The 17,573-nt window shown below is 65.8% G+C and carries 16 protein-coding genes; 9 read left to right on the forward strand and 7 right to left on the reverse strand.

Annotation, left to right across the window (positions count from 1 at the left end):
• Positions 1-4: 4 nt before the first annotated feature.
• The gene (locus K6L26_RS21770) at positions 5-1,489 is read left to right on the forward strand and encodes a class I adenylate-forming enzyme family protein (RefSeq protein ID WP_221851496.1); all 1,485 of its coding nucleotides are present in this window, start codon (positions 5-7) and stop codon (positions 1,487-1,489) included.
• A 12-nt stretch (positions 1,490-1,501) separates the two neighbouring features.
• Here the strand turns inward: K6L26_RS21770 and K6L26_RS21775 are convergent, their stop codons facing one another.
• From K6L26_RS21775 to purU, 4 genes are all read right to left on the reverse strand, one after another.
• On the reverse strand, positions 1,502-2,410 hold the full coding sequence (locus K6L26_RS21775; protein ID WP_221851498.1) for an alpha/beta hydrolase: 909 nt from the start codon (positions 2,408-2,410) through the stop codon (positions 1,502-1,504).
• The gene (locus K6L26_RS21780; protein ID WP_221851500.1) at positions 2,407-3,759 is read right to left on the reverse strand and encodes a flavin-containing monooxygenase; all 1,353 of its coding nucleotides are present in this window, start codon (positions 3,757-3,759) and stop codon (positions 2,407-2,409) included. The genes K6L26_RS21775 and K6L26_RS21780 overlap by 4 nt, the downstream gene beginning before the upstream one ends.
• Before the next feature lie 156 nt (positions 3,760-3,915).
• The gene (locus K6L26_RS21785) at positions 3,916-4,368 is read right to left on the reverse strand and encodes a MaoC family dehydratase (RefSeq protein ID WP_019348454.1); all 453 of its coding nucleotides are present in this window, start codon (positions 4,366-4,368) and stop codon (positions 3,916-3,918) included.
• A 22-nt stretch (positions 4,369-4,390) separates the two neighbouring features.
• Complete coding sequence (gene purU, locus K6L26_RS21790) at positions 4,391-5,281, reverse strand: formyltetrahydrofolate deformylase (protein ID WP_221851502.1); 891 nt, start codon at positions 5,279-5,281, stop codon at positions 4,391-4,393.
• Between the two features lie 461 nt (positions 5,282-5,742).
• Here purU and K6L26_RS21795 point away from each other — a divergent pair, with 461 nt between their 5' ends.
• Positions 5,743-6,498 (forward strand): hypothetical protein, encoded by a 756-nt coding sequence (locus K6L26_RS21795; protein WP_019348456.1) that lies wholly within the window; start codon positions 5,743-5,745, stop codon positions 6,496-6,498.
• A 374-nt stretch (positions 6,499-6,872) separates the two neighbouring features.
• Positions 6,873-8,672, forward strand: a complete 1,800-nt coding sequence (locus K6L26_RS21800; RefSeq protein ID WP_435405373.1) for a putative bifunctional diguanylate cyclase/phosphodiesterase — start codon at positions 6,873-6,875, stop codon at positions 8,670-8,672.
• Here K6L26_RS21800 and K6L26_RS21805 read toward each other — a convergent pair.
• Positions 8,652-9,527, reverse strand: coding sequence for an FAD-binding protein (locus tag K6L26_RS21805; RefSeq protein WP_221851506.1), 876 nt, complete (start codon positions 9,525-9,527; stop codon positions 8,652-8,654). The genes K6L26_RS21800 and K6L26_RS21805 overlap by 21 nt on opposite strands.
• 374 nt (positions 9,528-9,901) lie before the next feature.
• Here K6L26_RS21805 and K6L26_RS21810 point away from each other — a divergent pair, with 374 nt between their 5' ends.
• Complete coding sequence (locus K6L26_RS21810; RefSeq protein ID WP_019343216.1) at positions 9,902-10,612, forward strand: TetR family transcriptional regulator; 711 nt, start codon at positions 9,902-9,904, stop codon at positions 10,610-10,612.
• 1 nt (position 10,613) lies between these two features.
• Positions 10,614-11,267, forward strand: coding sequence for a ScbR family autoregulator-binding transcription factor (locus tag K6L26_RS21815; protein WP_221851508.1), 654 nt, complete (start codon positions 10,614-10,616; stop codon positions 11,265-11,267).
• Positions 11,268-11,269: 2 nt separating this feature from the next.
• On the opposite strand, the gene K6L26_RS21820 is transcribed toward K6L26_RS21815, so the two are convergent.
• Complete coding sequence (locus tag K6L26_RS21820) at positions 11,270-11,632, reverse strand: PAS domain S-box protein (protein ID WP_019343218.1); 363 nt, start codon at positions 11,630-11,632, stop codon at positions 11,270-11,272.
• A 199-nt stretch (positions 11,633-11,831) separates the two neighbouring features.
• On the opposite strand from K6L26_RS21820, the gene K6L26_RS21825 reads away from it, so the two are divergent.
• The 3 genes from K6L26_RS21825 to K6L26_RS21835 all read left to right on the forward strand — a co-directional run bounded on the left by K6L26_RS21825 (position 11,832) and on the right by K6L26_RS21835 (position 15,232).
• The gene (locus tag K6L26_RS21825) at positions 11,832-13,064 is read left to right on the forward strand and encodes an acyl-CoA dehydrogenase family protein (protein WP_221851510.1); all 1,233 of its coding nucleotides are present in this window, start codon (positions 11,832-11,834) and stop codon (positions 13,062-13,064) included.
• Positions 13,065-14,207: an acyl-CoA dehydrogenase family protein gene (locus K6L26_RS21830; RefSeq protein WP_221851512.1), complete on the forward strand. Its 1,143-nt coding sequence runs from the start codon at positions 13,065-13,067 to the stop codon at positions 14,205-14,207.
• Positions 14,208-14,332: 125 nt separating this feature from the next.
• Positions 14,333-15,232, forward strand: a complete 900-nt coding sequence (locus tag K6L26_RS21835) for a DMT family transporter (protein WP_221851514.1) — start codon at positions 14,333-14,335, stop codon at positions 15,230-15,232.
• Here K6L26_RS21835 and K6L26_RS21840 read toward each other — a convergent pair.
• On the reverse strand, positions 15,210-16,808 hold the full coding sequence (locus K6L26_RS21840) for an FAD-dependent oxidoreductase (RefSeq protein ID WP_019343222.1): 1,599 nt from the start codon (positions 16,806-16,808) through the stop codon (positions 15,210-15,212). The genes K6L26_RS21835 and K6L26_RS21840 overlap by 23 nt on opposite strands.
• 184 nt (positions 16,809-16,992) lie before the next feature.
• Between K6L26_RS21840 and K6L26_RS21845 the strand changes: the two genes are divergently transcribed.
• Positions 16,993-17,571 (forward strand): TetR family transcriptional regulator, encoded by a 579-nt coding sequence (locus K6L26_RS21845; RefSeq protein ID WP_043367670.1) that lies wholly within the window; start codon positions 16,993-16,995, stop codon positions 17,569-17,571.
• The last annotated feature ends 2 nt before the right edge of the window (positions 17,572-17,573 follow it).

The following is a 17,573-nucleotide window of genomic DNA, read 5'->3' on the forward strand; positions in this document are numbered from 1 at the left end:
CGGCATGTCGAACGCCACGGATTTCGCCGTCGGCCTGGCCACCGGGCTGGAGGCCTACGGTGATCGGCCGTTCATCGAGTTCGCCCGGAAGTGGTATTCGGGCAACGAGATCACGCAGTTCATCGAGCAGGTGGCGAGCGCACTGAACGATGCGGACGTCCAGGCAGGCGAGCCCGTCGGCATCGTGGTGCGCAACCGCGTCGCGCATGCCGCGACGATCCTCGGGTTCATCGCATCCCGCCGCCCCGTGGTGATGATCTACTCCTATCAGTCCGCCACCGCGATTGCCCGCGATGTCGAACACTTGGCGCTGCCGGCGATCATCGCCGATCTCGACGACTGGACACCCGAGCTGCGCGGCGCGGTAACCTCCTGCGGGGCAGCCGGTCTGGTGCTTTCCGGCGATCCGCTGCGGGTCGGCGTGACCACATCGCGGCAACCGGGCAGCAGGCACGACCCGGCGCTGGAACAATCCGGTCTGCACATTCTGACCAGCGGTACCACCGGCCCACCCAAGCGAATCCCGGTCGCCACCAACGTGCTTGCCCACACCGTCCTGAGCATGACGATCGGTGCGGGCACCGAAGCAGTGGGTCCCGACACGCCGCCGGCGCTGGTGTACTGGCCGTTCGGCAGCATCGGCGTCTGCCAATTGCTGGCCGCGCCCTGCTCCGGCAAGCGCATGGTGTTGCTGGAAAAGTTCAGCGTCGCCGAGTGGGTCGAGGCGGTCAAGACCTACCGAATCACCCGCGCGGGTGTGCAGCCCGCGATCCTGCGCATGCTGCTGCAGGCCGACGTACCTCCCGAAGATCTGGCGTCGCTGGAGGGACTGTCCGGCGGCTCCGGGCCGCTGGAGCCGGAACTGCGGGCGGAGTTCGAGGGTCGCTACGGGATACCGTTGTTGTGGGCTTATGGGGCAACCGAATTCGCCGGATCGGTGTGCAGCTGGACACCCGAGTTGTACCGCCGATACGGTGCGACCAAACCCGACAGTGTCGGACGGCCGCTGCCCGGCGTCCGGGTCCGTATCGTCGATCCCGACACCGCCACCGAAGTGCCCGCCGGGACCGTCGGTGTGCTCGAGGCCAGCGTCGAAGTGATCGGGCCGGACTGGGTGCGCACCACCGACCTGGCTTCGGTCGACGAAGACGGATTCGTCACGCTGCACGGCCGCGGCGACGGCGCGATCAACCGGGGCGGCTTCAAGATTCTCCCGGAAACTGTACGGCGGGTGTTGATCTCGCATCCCAGCGTGCTCGACGCCTGTGTGGTGGGGGTCCCGGACGACCGCCTGGGGGCGGTGCCGTTCGCCGCGGTCGAGCTCAGACGCGACGCCGTCACGCCCACCGAAACCGAACTGAAAGACTTGGTTCGCACGGAGCTGCCGAGCCATCACGTCCCGGTGGCCGTGGCGGTGGTCGATGCGCTCCCCCGCAACGCCGCCCTCAAGGTGCGGCCGGCAGACGTCGCTGCGCTGTACCGCCGTTAACTCCGGACTAGGTCAAGCCGTGCCGAAGGTGCGGGCGAGGAACTTCAGCTGGTCTGAGGCAGCGGTGTCGAACCAGTCATGGCCCGGCCACACGTCGAAGTGGTCGCACGGGTAGTGATGAACCTGAGCCCTGGCCTGCACTGCCGTCTTCATCACCGAGTTGGCCGGCACGAACCGGTCGAAGTCGGCAATCTGGATCAGCACAGGGCATTTCAACGCCTTGGCTGCCGCACCGGTGCGGATCTGCACCAGCTCCATCCCGATGGCGGAATCGACTTCGTTGCGCCAGGTCGGGCCCGCGATCGCGCGATAGCTGTCATACGCGCCGTCCAGCGCCAGTGCGCCCGGCTCCCCCGGCTTGGCCGCCAGCGGCATCAACGTCGGCGTTCGACCGGCGGCCACCGCCACACGACTCTTCACTCCTGCCAGGGTCCAGCGCAGTGCCGACGCCACGTCACGGTGCGCCACCGCCGCGCGGCTGGCGGCCAGGCCACTGGTCAGCGGGGTCATCCCGATGACCGCGGCCACGTCGGTGCACTGAGCAGCCACCCGCAGGACATGACTGCCCGAAAATGACGAACCCCACAACACCACTCGCCGAGGGTCCACCCCTGGTAGCCGTTGTGCTGCGGCAATGGCCGCACCGTAATCCGCCAGCTGACGTTCGACCGAAACACTCTGCCGCGGTTTCCCTCCGGAGGCTCCGAAGCCGCGGTAGTCGAAGGCCAGCACATCCAGGCCCGCCGCGCTGAACCGCTCTGCGAATGGCTGCAGGCCGGAGTCTTTGGTGCCGCCGAAACCGTGGGCCATGACCACTACCGGACGCCCCGTCGGCCCGGTGAACCCGTCACCGTCGGCAGCGAAATGCCAACCGCTGCACCGGTCACCACCTGAATAGAAGGTCAGCTCGGTGTAGGTCATGCCGACACCCCGATGGTCGCGCCGGCGCTGTCGGCCGCCCTCTTCGCCCCGGCGGGCAATTCGCGCGTCCGGATGTCGTGCTCGTAGTAGAAGTAGTCCACTTGCTGGGTATGCCGCGGACGGTCGGTGCAATGGCCCGCGTGCAGTTGCTGATCGGCATCGATCACCCGCTCCATGTCCGCCGCCGGCGGCAGGGCATAGCGTCCGACCGCATACGCCGCCAACAACCGGGATTGGCACTCCACGAACGGGAACAGCGTCGGGATCGCCTGCGCGAACCCCATGAACACCAGATCTTCCATCCCGGGCTTGAACATCCGCTTGTAGAGCCGGATGTGGTTGTCGGGCGCACTGATGAGATCCGGGTCGAAGAACGGGAAGGTGATGTTGTAGCCCGTCGCGTAGACGATCACGTCGAAGTCATCGCTGGTTCCGTCGTCGAAATGCACGGTGGCACCGTACAACCGGGACACATTCGGCTTCGGAATGACGTCGCCGGAGCCCAACCGCAGCGGCAACTCCACCGACTGCGTCGGGTGCGCTTCGAAGAGCTTGTGGTTGGGTGCGGGCAGCCCGTACATCGTCGGATCGGTGCCGAGCATCGGGCCGATCAGCTGGACCAGCTTGCGCTGCCACGACAGCGGCAGGTACGGGTTGGTACGGAAGTACTTGTCCCCCGGTTGTCCCGCAATGTATTTCGGTACGATCCAGGCACTGGAACGGGTGGACAGGGTGACCTTGTTCTGCAGCGACTTGGACGACAACTCCACGGTGATGTCGGCCGCGCTGTTCCCGATGCCGACCACGAGAATTCGTTTGCCAGTCAGCTCGAGCGGTTCCTTCGGGTCGATGTAGTGGTGCGAGTGAATCTCTTCACCGGTGAACGTCCCGGGAAACTCCGGCAGTCGCGGATCCCAGTGATGCCCGTTGGCGACGACGAGCAGATCGAACTCGCGCCGCGTGCCGGCCTGATCTTCGATCTCCCAGCCACCCCCGTCGATGCGGGCCGCATGTACCACGCCGTTGTTGAACTCGATGTTCTCCAACAGTCCGAACGCGTTCGCGTAGGAGTCCAGATAGGACTTGATGTCGGAGTGATGCGGGAACGATGGGAACCGCTCCGGGATCGGAAAGTCCTTGAACGACAACCGATGTTTGCTGGTGTCGATGTGAAGCGAGCGGTATGCGCTGCTGTGACCGTTCGGATTGCCGAAGGCCCAGTTCCCGCCGATGCGGTCCGACGTCTCGAACGTCGTGTAGGGCACCCGGTAATCCTTGAGCATCTTCCCGGCGGTGAGCCCGCTGATACCCGCGCCGATGATCGCGGTCCGAGGCAGTGAACGCTGCAACCCTGTGCTCCTTCACGTTGTGATCCAGAACACTAGCAGCGGGCTTTGACGCTCGTCAATGAATTCTGACAACTGTCAGACAGTGCGCGAGCAGACGCAAAACTGCACCAAAACACCACATTTTGGGCAGTTCTGTGTCTGCTCGCCGGAGGTGGGTCAGCCGATGAAACGGACGATCGACTCGGCGACTGCCGCAGGCTTGTCCGAACCCTCGATCTCGACGGTCACCGTCATGGTCGCCTGCACCGCACCGTCGAGCTGTGCGACATCGGTGATCGCCGCACCGGCACGAATCTTGGCGCCGACCCGAACCGGCGTGATGAAGCGAACCTTGTTGTATCCGTAGTTGACCGCCAACTTGACGTTGTCGACCCGGTACAGCTGATGAGTGAAATGGGGCAGCAGCGACAGGGTCAGCAGCCCGTGCGCGATGGTCCCGCCGAACGGTCCGCCTGCCGCCTTCTCCGGATCGACGTGGATCCATTGATGGTCGTCGGTCGCATCGGCGAACAGATTCACCCGTTCCTGGGTGACCTCCATCCACTCGGTGGGACCCAGCTCGCTGCCCTTTGCCGCCACGAACTCGTCAAGACCGCTGAAGACTTTCACGCTCACTCCTCTCGAACCGTGGTCAGAAGACTACGGTCTGATTCCCGAACCGGATTACGCGGTCCTCACAGTGCCACAGCACTGCACGGGACAACACCAACCGCTCCACGTCCGCACCCAAGCGCACCAGATCACCGACTGAATGGCGGTGATCCACACGGACCACATCCTGTTCGATGATGGGCCCCTCGTCGAGGTCGCCCGTGACGTAATGCGCTGTCGCGCCGACCAACTTGACCCCGCGCTCCTTGGCTCTGCGATACGGCGCCGCACCGATGAACGCCGGGAGGAAGGAATGGTGGATGTTGATCAGCGGACAGCCCACCGCTTCCAGGAATTCGGGCGTCAAGATCTGCATGTACCGGGCCAGCACCACCAGATCGACGTTGCCACGCAACAACTCCAGGATCCGTTGCTCAGCCTCTGGCCGGTTCTCACGGGTCGCCGGCACGTAGAGGAACGGCACACCGAACGCGCGAACCTGATCGGCAAGATCTGGATGGTTGGAGATGACCATCACCACCGACATGTCGAGTTCACCCCGCCGGTTGCGCCACAACAGATCCAACAAACAGTGGTCCTCGCGGGAAGCCATCAGCGCCACCCGCTTCGGCTTCGACGCCTCTGTCAGACGGAAGTCCATCTCGAACGGCTCGGCCACCTGCCGCCGGAAGTCCCGCTCTATTTCGTCGCGCACCGCGGCCAGCCCGGGGAGGTGGAAGATCGTGCGTTGCATGAAGGTGCCGCCGGACTGCTCGGTGGAGTGTTGATCCAGCGAAACGATATTGGCCCCGGCGCCGGTGAGAAAGCCGCTGATCGCCGCGACCAACCCGGGACGGTCCGCGCACCGCAACAACAGCCTGCCGACATCGTGCACCGGCAGGGTGGCGGCTTTCGGATACTCCTCGGTCATCACCAACAGAATCTCATCTCGGCCGTCGGGCCGAGCCGCAACCCGCCCACGCCTCACCGATCCGACAGCCGAGGGCGGATGCGAAGTCGGCCACCATTCAGCGCGGCACGCTACCTCCGGTGGGCTGGCTGGGAGTGACGACAGCAAAACGATGCCCCCACTCCCAGACACCTCCCATTCGACATCGACGTCAATTCACAGTTTTTGCCGTACGCGAGTTCAACCGGCACTTATACGGCATAAACAGCCAACGCTGAATTTGCCAAAATTGCATGTACCCGTGAGTAAATCGGCGACCGCCACACAGAATTAACCGGACGCCTGGACAAGCTTTCCGCGCTCGCTGGAATTTCACGGGTAAGCGGCGCGATACTCATCACACGTATTCGCACAACGCGTGATGCGCACCAATTCAGCCACTCCAGTCGGAAGGTGTGGCTGACCGACGAAATGGATTCCAGATGACCGCTCCCCAACTCGAAGCCGCAGGCCGCACCTCCGTCGCACTGGACGAAAGCCCAAGCTGGTGGGACCCCGACAGCGAGTGCACGATCGTCGTGGCCCGACCCGGCGCGGAGCGTGAACTGTGGAACGAATATGTCCGCGGGGCGCAAGCCAATTACCGCAAACACGGTGTCGAAGTGGCGCTGGACGCGAAAGCCCTAGAGACGGGCGATGATACAGCGCTGTTTTGCGTCGGCATCAACACCGCCGGCCGCATTGTCGGCGGGCTTCGGGCCAAAGGGCCCTACCGTAGCGTCGACGAAAGCCACGCCGTCGTCGAATGGAGCGGGCAGCCAGGGCTGGATTCGGTCCGCAAGATGATCGCCGACCGCCTGCCGTTCGGAGTGGTCGAGATGAAGACCGCCTGGGTGTGCGACGACCCCGATCAGAGCCGGGCACTCACCGATACGCTGGCGCGTATGCCGCTGCATTCCATGACAATGCTTAACATTCAGTTCGCAATGGCCACGGCAGCGGCATACGTCCTGAAACGCTGGCTGTCATCGGGCGGAGTGCTGGCATCCAAAATCCCGGCAACTCCATATCCGGATGAGCGATACCAGACCAAGATGATGTGGTGGGATAGCCGCACATTCGCCAATCACGCCGATGCTGGGCAGCTGGCACGTTACTTCACCGAAGCCCAGCGAATCACTCCACGCACGGGAGCAACCGACATGGACGCCCTTACGTCCGCCGCGGCGGGACGATGAGCCGCGACAACCGCACAGAGACGACATGAATTCGGAGTTGAGCGATCTCAACGACCCTGATCGATATCGAGCCGCCTTCGACGAACCGACGCGTTGGGCCTACCACCCGGGGCGAAACGAACTGTCACCCCGCCGTGCCGACGAGCCGCGCGAACTGCAGTACGCTTTTCGCAGGTCGACCGGCACCGAGCGCGACGAATCACAAGCGCTGGTGCTGAGGTTGTCCTACGCGCCGCGTCCGACCGTACGCAGCAGGCGCCGAGCCCGGACGGGTCGACGCTGCGGTACGGCTGAGGCACGTGCTGAGGGATAGGCGGAGGTATCTGGTGCCAGGCAGTCTCGAGCTGCTCGTCACATCGGTTGCCACGCAACTGATGGCGGTGGACGCCGCGACTTCGGTCGCGGTGAGCCAGCAGGTGCTCGCCGAGCTGGTTTCGTTCTTCGACGTCGACGTGAGCTTCTTGCGGCACAACGACCACGAGGCCCATGCCACCCGGTTGGTTGCCGAGTGGCCGCCGCGTCCGCCGGAAGCTCCGACCGACCCGATCGCGGTCATCCACTTCGCCGACGCCGATCCAGTGTTCGCGATGGCCGAGCACCTCAAGGAGCCGGCGGTGTTCCGTCCGGAGCCGGCCACCGATGACTACCAGCGCACGATCGAGGCGGGCCGGCACGTGCCGAGCACGTCGATGGCCTGTGTGCCGCTGCTGTCGGGCGACGTCACCACCGGTGTCCTGGGGTTCGTCAAGTTCGGCGACCGCGAGTGGCTACCCGCAGAGCTCAACGCACTCAAGGCGATTGCTTCCTTGTTCGCTCAGGTGCAGGCCCGCATCGAAGCCGAGGACAGGTTGCGGTACCTGGCCGATCACGACCACCTCACCGGGCTGCACAACCGAAGGGCGCTGATGGCGCACCTGGAGGCCCGGCTGGCTCCGGGGCAGCCCGGCCCGGTTGTGGTGATGTTCTTCGATCTGGACCGGCTCAAGGCGATCAACGACTATCTGGGCCATACCGCCGGTGATGCCTTCATCAGCATCTTGGCCGACCGGTTGCAGCGCGGCGACGACTCCCCCAAGCTCATCGCCAGACTGGGCGGTGACGAGTTCGTCGTCGTGCCCGCGGCGCCGATGACGGCCGACGCGGCCACCGCATTGGCCTACCGTCTCCAGTCGGTACTGCGCGAACGGGTGACCATCGATGGCGAGATGCTCACCCGTACGGTCAGTATCGGTCTGGCCGAAGGCATTCCGGGCCGCGACTCCACCTCCGATCTGCTCAACCGGGCCGATCACGCCGTGCTGACCGCGAAGAGCTCCGGGGGCAACCGGGTCGCGGTGTTCTCCGACGCGATGGCGATGGAGATCGACTTCCGTAACGACATCGAGTTGCACCTGCAGAGCGTGATCGAGAGCGGCGCGCTGGTGCTGCACTACCTACCCGAGATCGACATGCGGACCGGTGAAGTGCTGGCGGCCGAGGCGCTGGTGCGCTGGCAACATCCGACACGCGGCCTGCTTTCCCCCGACTCGTTCATCGGAGTGGCCGAATCCATCAACCTGGCAGGCGAGTTGGGCCGCTGGGTGTTGCGGAACGCGTGCGCCGAGTTCGCCCGGTGGCGGTCCGAGGGCGTCGGCCGCAATATCGTGCTGCGGATAAATGTGTCGCCGGTGCAGTTGGTGACCGACGGATTCGTGGCGTCGGTGGCCGGCATCATGAAGGAGTTCCGCCTGCCCCGCGGATCGGTGTGCCTGGAGATCACCGAGAGCATCGTCGTACAGGACATCGAAACCACCCGGTCGACACTGACCGGACTGCACCAGGTCGGCGTGCAGGTTGCCATCGACGACTTCGGCACCGGCTACAGTGCGCTGTCGTTGTTGAAGTCACTTCCGGTGGACACCCTCAAGATCGACCGAAGTTTCGTCGCCGGACTCGGATCAGATCCGGGCGACCTGCCGATCGTGCGCGCGGTGATCGCGCTGGCCGGTGCGTTCGGCTTACAGCTCGTGGCCGAAGGCGTGGAGACGGAGCGGGCCGCACTGACGCTGTTGCGGCACGGCTGCTACCGCGCGCAGGGCTTCTTGCTGTCCAAGCCGATCCTCGGCCACGAGATGGCCACTCTATTGGCCAAAGGGCGGGTGCCCGTGCATTTCTCAGCCGCGCCGCGCGCGTGAACGACCCGGCTCGCGGGCCGGGTCGTGCATTCCCCCGGACCGGCAGTATGCCGATCGCGCGGCGTCGGCGGGCTGGTGGTCCAGGAGCTCGACGCGACCGAACCTGCTGGCGCTGTAGCCGACCAGGGCCAGCTGTAGGGGCTTGCCCGGCTCGATGAGTGGATCGGATGCCGCGACCGCGACGGCACCGCGGGGATCAGTCGACAACGCCACACCGTGACGGACGCGCAGCGCCAGCGGACCATCGGCGGTGTCGATCACCGCCCCGAGAACCTCGCCCTCCTCGAACACGAGGCGCTGCAGCACGCCGGTGTCGTCGTCGATCTGCTTGTCGAAGATCTGCGCCGAAAGCCAGTCACCGACAACTGACGCAGCCTCGGATCCGCGCTCGACATCCACGGACCCGAGCAGCTTGACCTGGATCTCTTCGCCGGCGCGGGTCTTCATCGAGGTCGTACCCCGATCCGCCAACCGGGTGTAGAGCACGCCGTAGGGCGATGTCAGGCAATGCCGCGCCCAGTCCTGCAGCCGGGCACCGTAGAACGGCGCGATCCGCCCGCGCCCGGATACCGGGGTCCAGTCGCTGACCGGCCGAACCGTTACAGCGGTGTCGTATTCGGCGTCTGCGGCCGGCGGCAGGTCCGCCGACAAGGCGTCGAGGTACTCGCGGGTCTCGGGATCGTCGATCCCGGCACCCAGCCACGGTGCCCCGAGTTCGGGCGCCACCGAGCCGGTGTTCGCGCTCTCGGGGCGGACGATACGCACGTCGAGCCCGGCATCTGCCGCCGCAACAGCCGCGGCCAACGCCCCGAAGCCGGAGCCACAGCAAACGACGTCGACTTCGTCATCCCACATCGGCTAGTGACACTCCGACCGAACGGTGGGATGCGTCATCAAGATCGAATCACATTGAGAGACATGGAAAATTGGGGTCGTCATGGCCCGCACCGGGATTCGAGGGGGATTGCCGGTGCAGGCCATGACAACGCTTCCAGGATAGCCCTTGGCTACCGCCGACCGCCAAATGGTGGCGCTCGCCACTGTGCCCGCCGCGGTGGCGTGCGCCACCGCCGGGTGGGTCACCCGCGACGAACCAAGAGTTATCACGCTAAGCACGATACATACCTTTAGAATGTTATGCACGTACGGCGAAGACTTTGAGTCTGCTGGTGACGACGGCGAGATCAGATACATGGCCGCCGGCCGATCAGAGTCAGAAAGGCCCCGAGGTGACTGAGCAGCTCGACCGGCGAGCAGAGCTGACGCGTCTCCAGATTCTGCAGGCGGCGGCCCGCCAGTTCGCGCACACGCCATACAGCCTGGTCAGCCTCGATGACATCCTCGCCGATGCGACCGTCACGAAGGGTGCGTTGTACTTCCACTTCCGGTCCAAGCACGCGCTCGCGGTGTCGATCGTCGAGCACCGCACCGCCCGCGCCAACAAGTCGGTCGAGGAGGTCCTGGCCCGCAATCTGTCCGGAGCAGAGACGTTGATCGACCTCTCATGCCTGGTGGCCGCCGAGGACATCGGCGACCCGATGGCCCGGGCCTGCCTCAACCTGGTCGAATCCATCGGCCGGACCGACGACCTCGGACCACGGGTGCTCGACGAATGGGTGCAAGGATTCGCCGGCATCGCCAAACGTGCCATCGGTGAGGGCGATTTCACCGCCGACTCGGACCCCGAGGCCATCGCCCGGTTGCTGGTTTCGATCTACCTGGGGGTACGCCAGACGAGCGACCTCGACGATCCCCCGCGGTTCCTCACCGATCTCGAGCACAGCTGGCGACTGGCGCTGCCCGGATTCGTCGAGCCGCAACGGCTCCCCTACCTCAAACAGTTCATCCGACGACGCACCGCGGTGGGCGTCAAGAAGGTTGTCTCCTTGCACCCCAACCCCGCGGACGATGCGGTGAACGCAACCCTCGGGCGAGGCTGACATGGCACGCCAGGCCCGATCCGAACTGACCCGGCAGAAGATCATCACCGCCGCCGTCGACCTTTTCAGTGAGCAGGGCTATCCGGCGACCGGACTCGGCGACATCATCGCGCGGGCCGAGATGACCAAGGGCGCGCTGTACTACCACTTCGACTCGAAAGAATCTCTGGCCGAAGCGATCATCAGCGACGGCGGCTCCGCAATGCTGGCCACCTTCCGCGCCATCGCCGAATCCTCTTCGCCGGCTTTGGAAAACACCATCCACGGATTGTTCGTCGTGGCCGACTTCGCCCGCTCGGACCGGGTGGCACAGATCGGCATGCAGTTGCTCCGTACGTTCAGCGGTATCAATCCCGCCGCCACCCGGGTGTATACGAGCTGGCTCGATGAGCTCCGCACGCAGTTGGACCAGGCAGCCAACGAGGGCGACCTACGGGACGATCTCGACGTTGCCGGCGCCGCCGAAGTGATCCTGGGGTCGATGCTGGGCGCAGAGGCCCTCTCCCGCGCCAACGCCACCGGCATCGACTTGCGCGAACGGTTAGCCCACACGTGGGATCTGCTGCTTCCCTCCATCGTCAGCCGGGAATCACTGGACTACTTCCGTGAGTTTCTGGCTCGCGAATCGCTGCGCCGTGCGCAGGCCGCCGGCTAGCCCTACAGCTCCTCGGCCCACAACCGTTCGGTGAGGTCCTGGAACGTCGCCAGCGCCACCGGATCGTCGCCACGCAGTAGTGCCGACTTGCTCATCCGCGCCCGCACGATCGAGCCGTCGTCGTGGACGAGGTCGACCAGCAGGCCGGCATTGGCCCGCATCACCGAGACAGCCGATCCGTCGGTGGGCAGCGAGTGGAAGACCTCAGCAAACTGCATGCGCTTGACCGCTTCGGTGTCGCGGCCGACCATCTCACCGAAAGCAGTGTTGGCGAAGAGGATCGTTCCGTCCTCGGCGATGGCCAACACCGGCACCGGGAACCGCTCCAGCACCACCAGCGCAGGAATGTTCTGCAGCAGTGTCATCGGAGATTGGGGGTCCTGACCACCCTGGCGACGCTCCACGAGTCCGATTATCGCCCGCGGCGCCGACCGGGTGCCACCAGCGTCCAGCAACGCGCCGCACCGACGCCGCTTCGTCGGTTCGACTGACAACGCGGGGGTGGCCTACGCCACTTGACTAACTAGGTTTACTCTGTGAACGACACCAGCAGAAGGGGCGGGCATGGACCTGAAGTGGTCGACGAGCGACCAGGAATTCCGCGATGAGGTGCGCGAGTTTCTCGCCAAGAATCTGAGTCCCGAACTTCGGCGGGCGGGCCAGTTGATGACCAGCGTGTATGCCGATCACGAGGCCAGCATGGCCTGGCAGAAGATCCTCCACGCACGTGGCTGGGCCGCACCCGCGTGGCCGGTGGAACACGGCGGCTGCGACTGGAGCCTGACCCAGCACTACATCTTCAGCCGCGAGTCGACGCTGGCCGGTGCCCCGTCGCTGTCGCCGATGGGCATCCGCATGGTCGCGCACGCGATCATCAAATTCGGCACCCAGGCCCAGAAGGACTACTTCCTGCCCGGCATCCTGACCGGCGAGGTGTTCTTCTGCCAGGGTTACTCCGAGCCCGAGGCCGGCTCGGACCTCGCCGCGCTGTCGATGTCGGCGGTCTCCGACGGAGACGACCTCGTCTGCACCGGCAGCAAGATCTGGACCACGCACGCCCAGGAAGCCAACTGGATGTTCGCGCTGGTCCGCACTACCCGCGGCGCCAAGAAGCAGCAGGGCATCACGTTCGTTCTGATCGACATGACCTCCCCCGGCATCGAAATCCGCCCGCTGGTGATGACTTCCGGTGAAGAGGTACAGAATCAGGTCTTCTTCGATGAGGTCCGGGTCCCGAAATCCAACGTGATCGGCGCGATCGACGACGGCTGGACCGTCGCCAAGTACCTGCTGGAATTCGAGCGCGGCGGCGGCGCCAACGCGCCGGCGTTGCAAGTCTTGGGTGAGGAAATCGCCACGGCCGCAGCGCAAATGCCAGGACCGTCGGGCGGGAAGCTGATCGATGACCCCGGCTTCAGCCGTAGGCTCGCCGATGCCCGCCTGCGCACCGACGTCCTGGAGATCCTCGAATACCAGGTGCTGGCCGCCGTGGCCGAGGGCGGCCATCCGGGCACGGCATCGTCGATGCTCAAGGTCTTGAGCACCGAACTGAGCCAAACACTCACCGAACTCTCGATGGAGGCCGCAGGTCCGCTCGCCCGGGCCTACCAGCCGCACGCCACCTTCCCGGGCGGTCCGGTGGCCGACTACGAACCGCCCGCCGACGGGTATCACAGCGGCGCTCCGTGGCAGGCGGTGGCACCACTGCGGTACTTCAACGACCGGGCCGGCTCGATCTACGCGGGCAGCAACGAAATTCAACGAAACATCCTCGCCAAGGCAGAACTGGGGCTCTAGATGGACTTCAACCTGACCAACGAACAGGAACTGCTGCGCGACGGGCTGACCAAGTTCCTGGCCAGTCGCTACGACCTGGCCTCCAGCCGTGCCGCGGCCAAGACCGGACCGGGCTGGCAGCCCAAGATCTGGCGCGGCTTCGCCGACGAACTCGGCATCCTCGGCGCCACCCTGCCCGAGGAGGCCGGCGGTATCGGTGGCGGCCCGGTCGAAACCATGGTCATCGCAGAGGCTTTGGGCCACGCCCTGGTGATCGAACCGTTCGTGGACACCGTGGTGGTGGCCGGCGGCCTGCTGCACCGGTCGGGCGACGAGAGCGCCGCGGCCCTGTTGGAGGACATCGTGGCGGGCTCGTCCATCGCCGCCCTGGCGGCGACCGAGCCCACCTCCGGCGACAACTGGCGCGATGTGTCCACCACCGCCCGCCGCGACGGCGAGGAGTGGGTACTCAACGGCACCAAGGTGATGGCCGTCAACGCACCGCTGGCCACGCACCTGCTGGTGACCGCACGTACCTCGGGGGAACGTGACGACACCGACGGGATCTCCCTGTTCGTGGTCGATATCGCGTCGTTGTCAACGGGATTCACCACACACCCGTACCGCACGGTAGATGACCGACGGGCCTCGGACCTGACGTTCTCCGATGTCCGCCTGCCGGCCTCGGCGTTGCTGGGAGCCGAGGGACAGGCCTGGCCGTCGCTGGAACTGGCCCGCGACGAGGGAGCGGCGGCGGTGTGCGCCGAGGCGGTGGGCGGCATGCGCAAGGTGCTGGCCGACACGGTCGAGTACTGCAAACAGCGCCAGCAGTTCGGCCTGCCCATCGGCAGCTTCCAGGCATTGCAGCACCGTATGGTCGACATGCACATGGAGGTCGAACAGGCCTCAGCGGCGGTCTATCTCGCCGTGCTGAACCTCGATGCCGAACCCGCACAGCGCGCCAGGGCGGTGTCGGCGGCCAAGGCCACCATCGGGCGCGCCGCGCGCTTTGTCGGGCAGAACGCCGTACAGCTGCACGGCGGCATGGGTATGACCGAGGAGCTGGCGATCGGCCACTACTTCAAGCGTCTCACCGCCGTCCAGTACGAGTTCGGCTCAACCGATTACCACGTCAGCCGCTACGCGGAGCTGACCCGGGGCTGAAACAGCCGCCACATCGAAACTGAATCCAGGGACAGGACCAGCCGACCGGTCTTGTCCCTGGATTCAGCCGCAGGCTTCGCGAACGCGAGCAGCACCGTGAGATCAGGGCCCGTAGGCTGGGTCGGGTGAGCGTGCGGGGTTGGCTGCTGTTGGGCGCCATGAGCCTCATCTGGGGCATCCCGTACCTGTTGATCAAGATCGCCGTCGAAGGCGTCTCGGTGCCCGTGCTGGTCCTTGCCCGCACCGCGGTCGGCGCAGCCGTGCTGCTGCCGCTGGTGATGTCACGCGCCGCCTGGGCGCCGGTGCTGCGGCATTGGCGGCCCGTGCTGGCGTTCGCGTTCTTCGAGATCATCGCGGCGCGGTTCCTGCTCACCGATGCCGAACGGCACCTGAGCAGCTCGCTCACCGGTCTGCTGATCGCGACCGCCCCGATCATCGCCGCCGTTCTCGACCGGCTCACCGGTGGAGAACGGTTGAGCGCCAAGCGAATCACCGGGCTTGGGGTGGGGCTGGCCGGTGTGGCCGTACTCGCCGGCCCGGGTCTGGCCGGCGGACACGGCTGGCCCATCGCCGAAGTTCTGTTGGTGGCAACCTGTTACGCGATCGCCCCGCTGATCGCGGCACGGTATCTGGGTGAGGTGCCTACCCTTCCGCTGACCGCGGCATGCCTGACGCTCGCGGCCCTGATCTACACCACCCCGGCGCTGTTGACCTGGCCGGACCAGATGCCGTCGCGGCGGGTGCTGATGGCGCTGGCCGCACTCGCCGTGATCTGCACCGCGCTGGCATTCGTGGTGTTCTTCGCGCTGATCCGCGAAGTCGGGGGCGCGCGGGCGCTGATCTTCACCTACATCAACCCGGCCGTCGCGCTGGCCGCCGGCGTCGTCGTGCTCGGCGAACCTCTGACGGTGTACAACGTCGCCGGGCTGGCGCTGATCCTGGCCGGGTCGGTCCTGGCGACCCGCCCGCCCCGGGATCCCGATCCGGAGATCGAAACGGAAGTCAGCCGCGCAGGCCCGCGCTGAGCATCTCCTCGATCGACACGAATTTCACCCGGGGCCGGTCCTGCTGCGCACCGCGGTCGCGTTCGGCGGCGTCGATCGCGCGCCAACCCGGCCAGCCGACCGGCTCGGCTCCCCGACTGGCCAGCAACGCGTCGAGCGATTCCCGGCCCTCGACGTCACGGGTCAGCAGACCCGCGTCGAAGTCGGCCCACAGCTGGGCCACGGTCTGCTCGGCGCACAGCCGGTTGGTGCCGATGACTCCGCGAGGTCCGCGTTTGATCCACCCGGTCACGTAGGTGCCGGGCACCGGCGCGCCGTCGACGACGCGACCGGATTCGTTGGGCACGGTCCCCGAGTCCTCGTCGTAGGGCAACCCGGCAACCGGCAGGCCGCGATAGCCGATCGACCGCAGGATCAGTGGCGTCTCGATCACCTCGGTGCCACGCTCGGTGCTTACCTCCAGCCCTTCTGCCCGGCCGGTACCGAGGATCGCGACCGGGGTGGCGCCGAAGCGGAACACCACCCGCTTGTTCCCGGGAGTAGGACTGCGCTGGGCGTACTCACGCGCGATCGCGAGCTTGAACGAGGTCTCGACGTCATCGTGTTCGTCGTCAGCGGGAAGATCCGCGGGGTCGACAATCACGTCGATGCCATCGAGGTTCCCCAGGGCCAGGAACTCCCCCGCGGAGAACGCCGCATGCCCGAGGTCTCGACGGGCCAAGATCACCACCTCGCGGATTGCGCTGTCGGCCAACGCATCCAGGGTGTGCTGGGCGATATCGGTGGCGGCCAACGCGTTCCGGTCCATCAACAGCACCCGGGCGACATCGAGAGCGACGTTGCCGTTGCCGACGATGACCGCCCGTTCGCTCGACAGATCGAACTGGTGCGCGGCGTAGTCGGGGTGACCGTTGTACCACCCGACGAACTCGGCTGCGGCGTGATGTCCCATGAGGTCCTCGCCGTCGATCCCCAGGCGCCGGCTGGTGGCCGCACCCACCGCGTAGATCACGGCGTGATGATGGGCCAGTAGCTCGTCGTGGTTGATGGTGCGGCCGACCTCGACGTTGAAATGGCTGGCGAAGCGCGGATTGGTGAACGCCCGCTCGAAGATGTCGACCACCGACTTGGTGTGCTGGTGATCGGGCGCCACGCCGGCCCGAATCAATCCGAACGGCGTGGGCAGGCGCTCGAACAGGTTGATCTCCACACCGTCGACGTCGATCAGCTCGGCGGCGGCATAACAAGCCGCCGGCCCGGATCCGACGATGGCCACCCGCAGCGATCCCGCCTCGACGCGCGCGCGGGAGGGGGCCGCCGGCACCGACGCCGGCTCCAGCGGATGGCGCTCGAAATAGGCGGCGTTGAGCTCCTTGAACCGCTGCAGTTCGCCGGGCAGGTCCTCCTCGTAGTGGATCGCGCCGACCGGGCACTCCTCGAAACAGGCTCCGCAGTCGATGCACGATTCCGGATCGATGTAGAGCATCTCGGCCGACGCGGAATCCAGCCCGCCTTCGGCCGGACGGATGCAGTCCACCGGGCACACCGGAACACAGCTGGCGTCCTTGCAGCAATTCTGCGTGATCACGTAAGCCATCGGACCTCCCCTTTCAAATCTGGAGCAGATCCTACTGGACACATGTCCGATTTATCGACTCGATGGACGCGCGCGCGCACGCACCGACACTCCAACCGCCCCGGTAGAAGCAGCCAAAATGGGCGCATACAGGCTGTTTCATCAAACGATTGCCAATCGAGGCGCCGGTCTATATCTTGGACACATGTCCAGGCCAGCGGTGGCTACGGTCACCCGCCTCCACGACGCACAGGGTCAGCGGATCCGCACACAGCGGCGGGTCTTCGGTGCGGCGACGCAACTTCTCAACTCTTCTGACGTCATCTCGGTGCCGGCGCTGGCAGCGCGGGCGAAGATGGCGCCGGCCGCGGTCTACGCCCATTTCCGGTCCATCGAGGTGGTGTTCGCCGAGCTGTACCTCGATCGGGTGATTCAGCTGCCGCTGGAAATCGACCCCGCGACCCCCGCCACCGGCCGGGTAACCCAGCAGCTCACCGCACTCACGCTGTTGATGGCCGACGAGCCTCGCTTGGCCCGCGCCTGCACCCAGGCATTGGTGAGTACCGACGACGACATGGTCGACGACGTCCGTTCACGGATCGCCGCCGAGGTCAACCGCCGCATTTCTGCGGCGCTGGGCGGTGGAGCGTGGCCGGAGGTACTCGCCACGCTGGAGGCGGTGTTCTGGGGTGCGTTACTGCAGGCACAAACCGGTGCGATGAGCTACCGGCAGATGGCACGGCAATTGGAGACCATGGTGTCGTTGATCGTGCCTGGCGGATGAAT

Source organism: Mycobacterium farcinogenes, from assembly GCF_019739075.1.
Lineage (GTDB): Bacteria > Actinomycetota > Actinomycetes > Mycobacteriales > Mycobacteriaceae > Mycobacterium > Mycobacterium senegalense.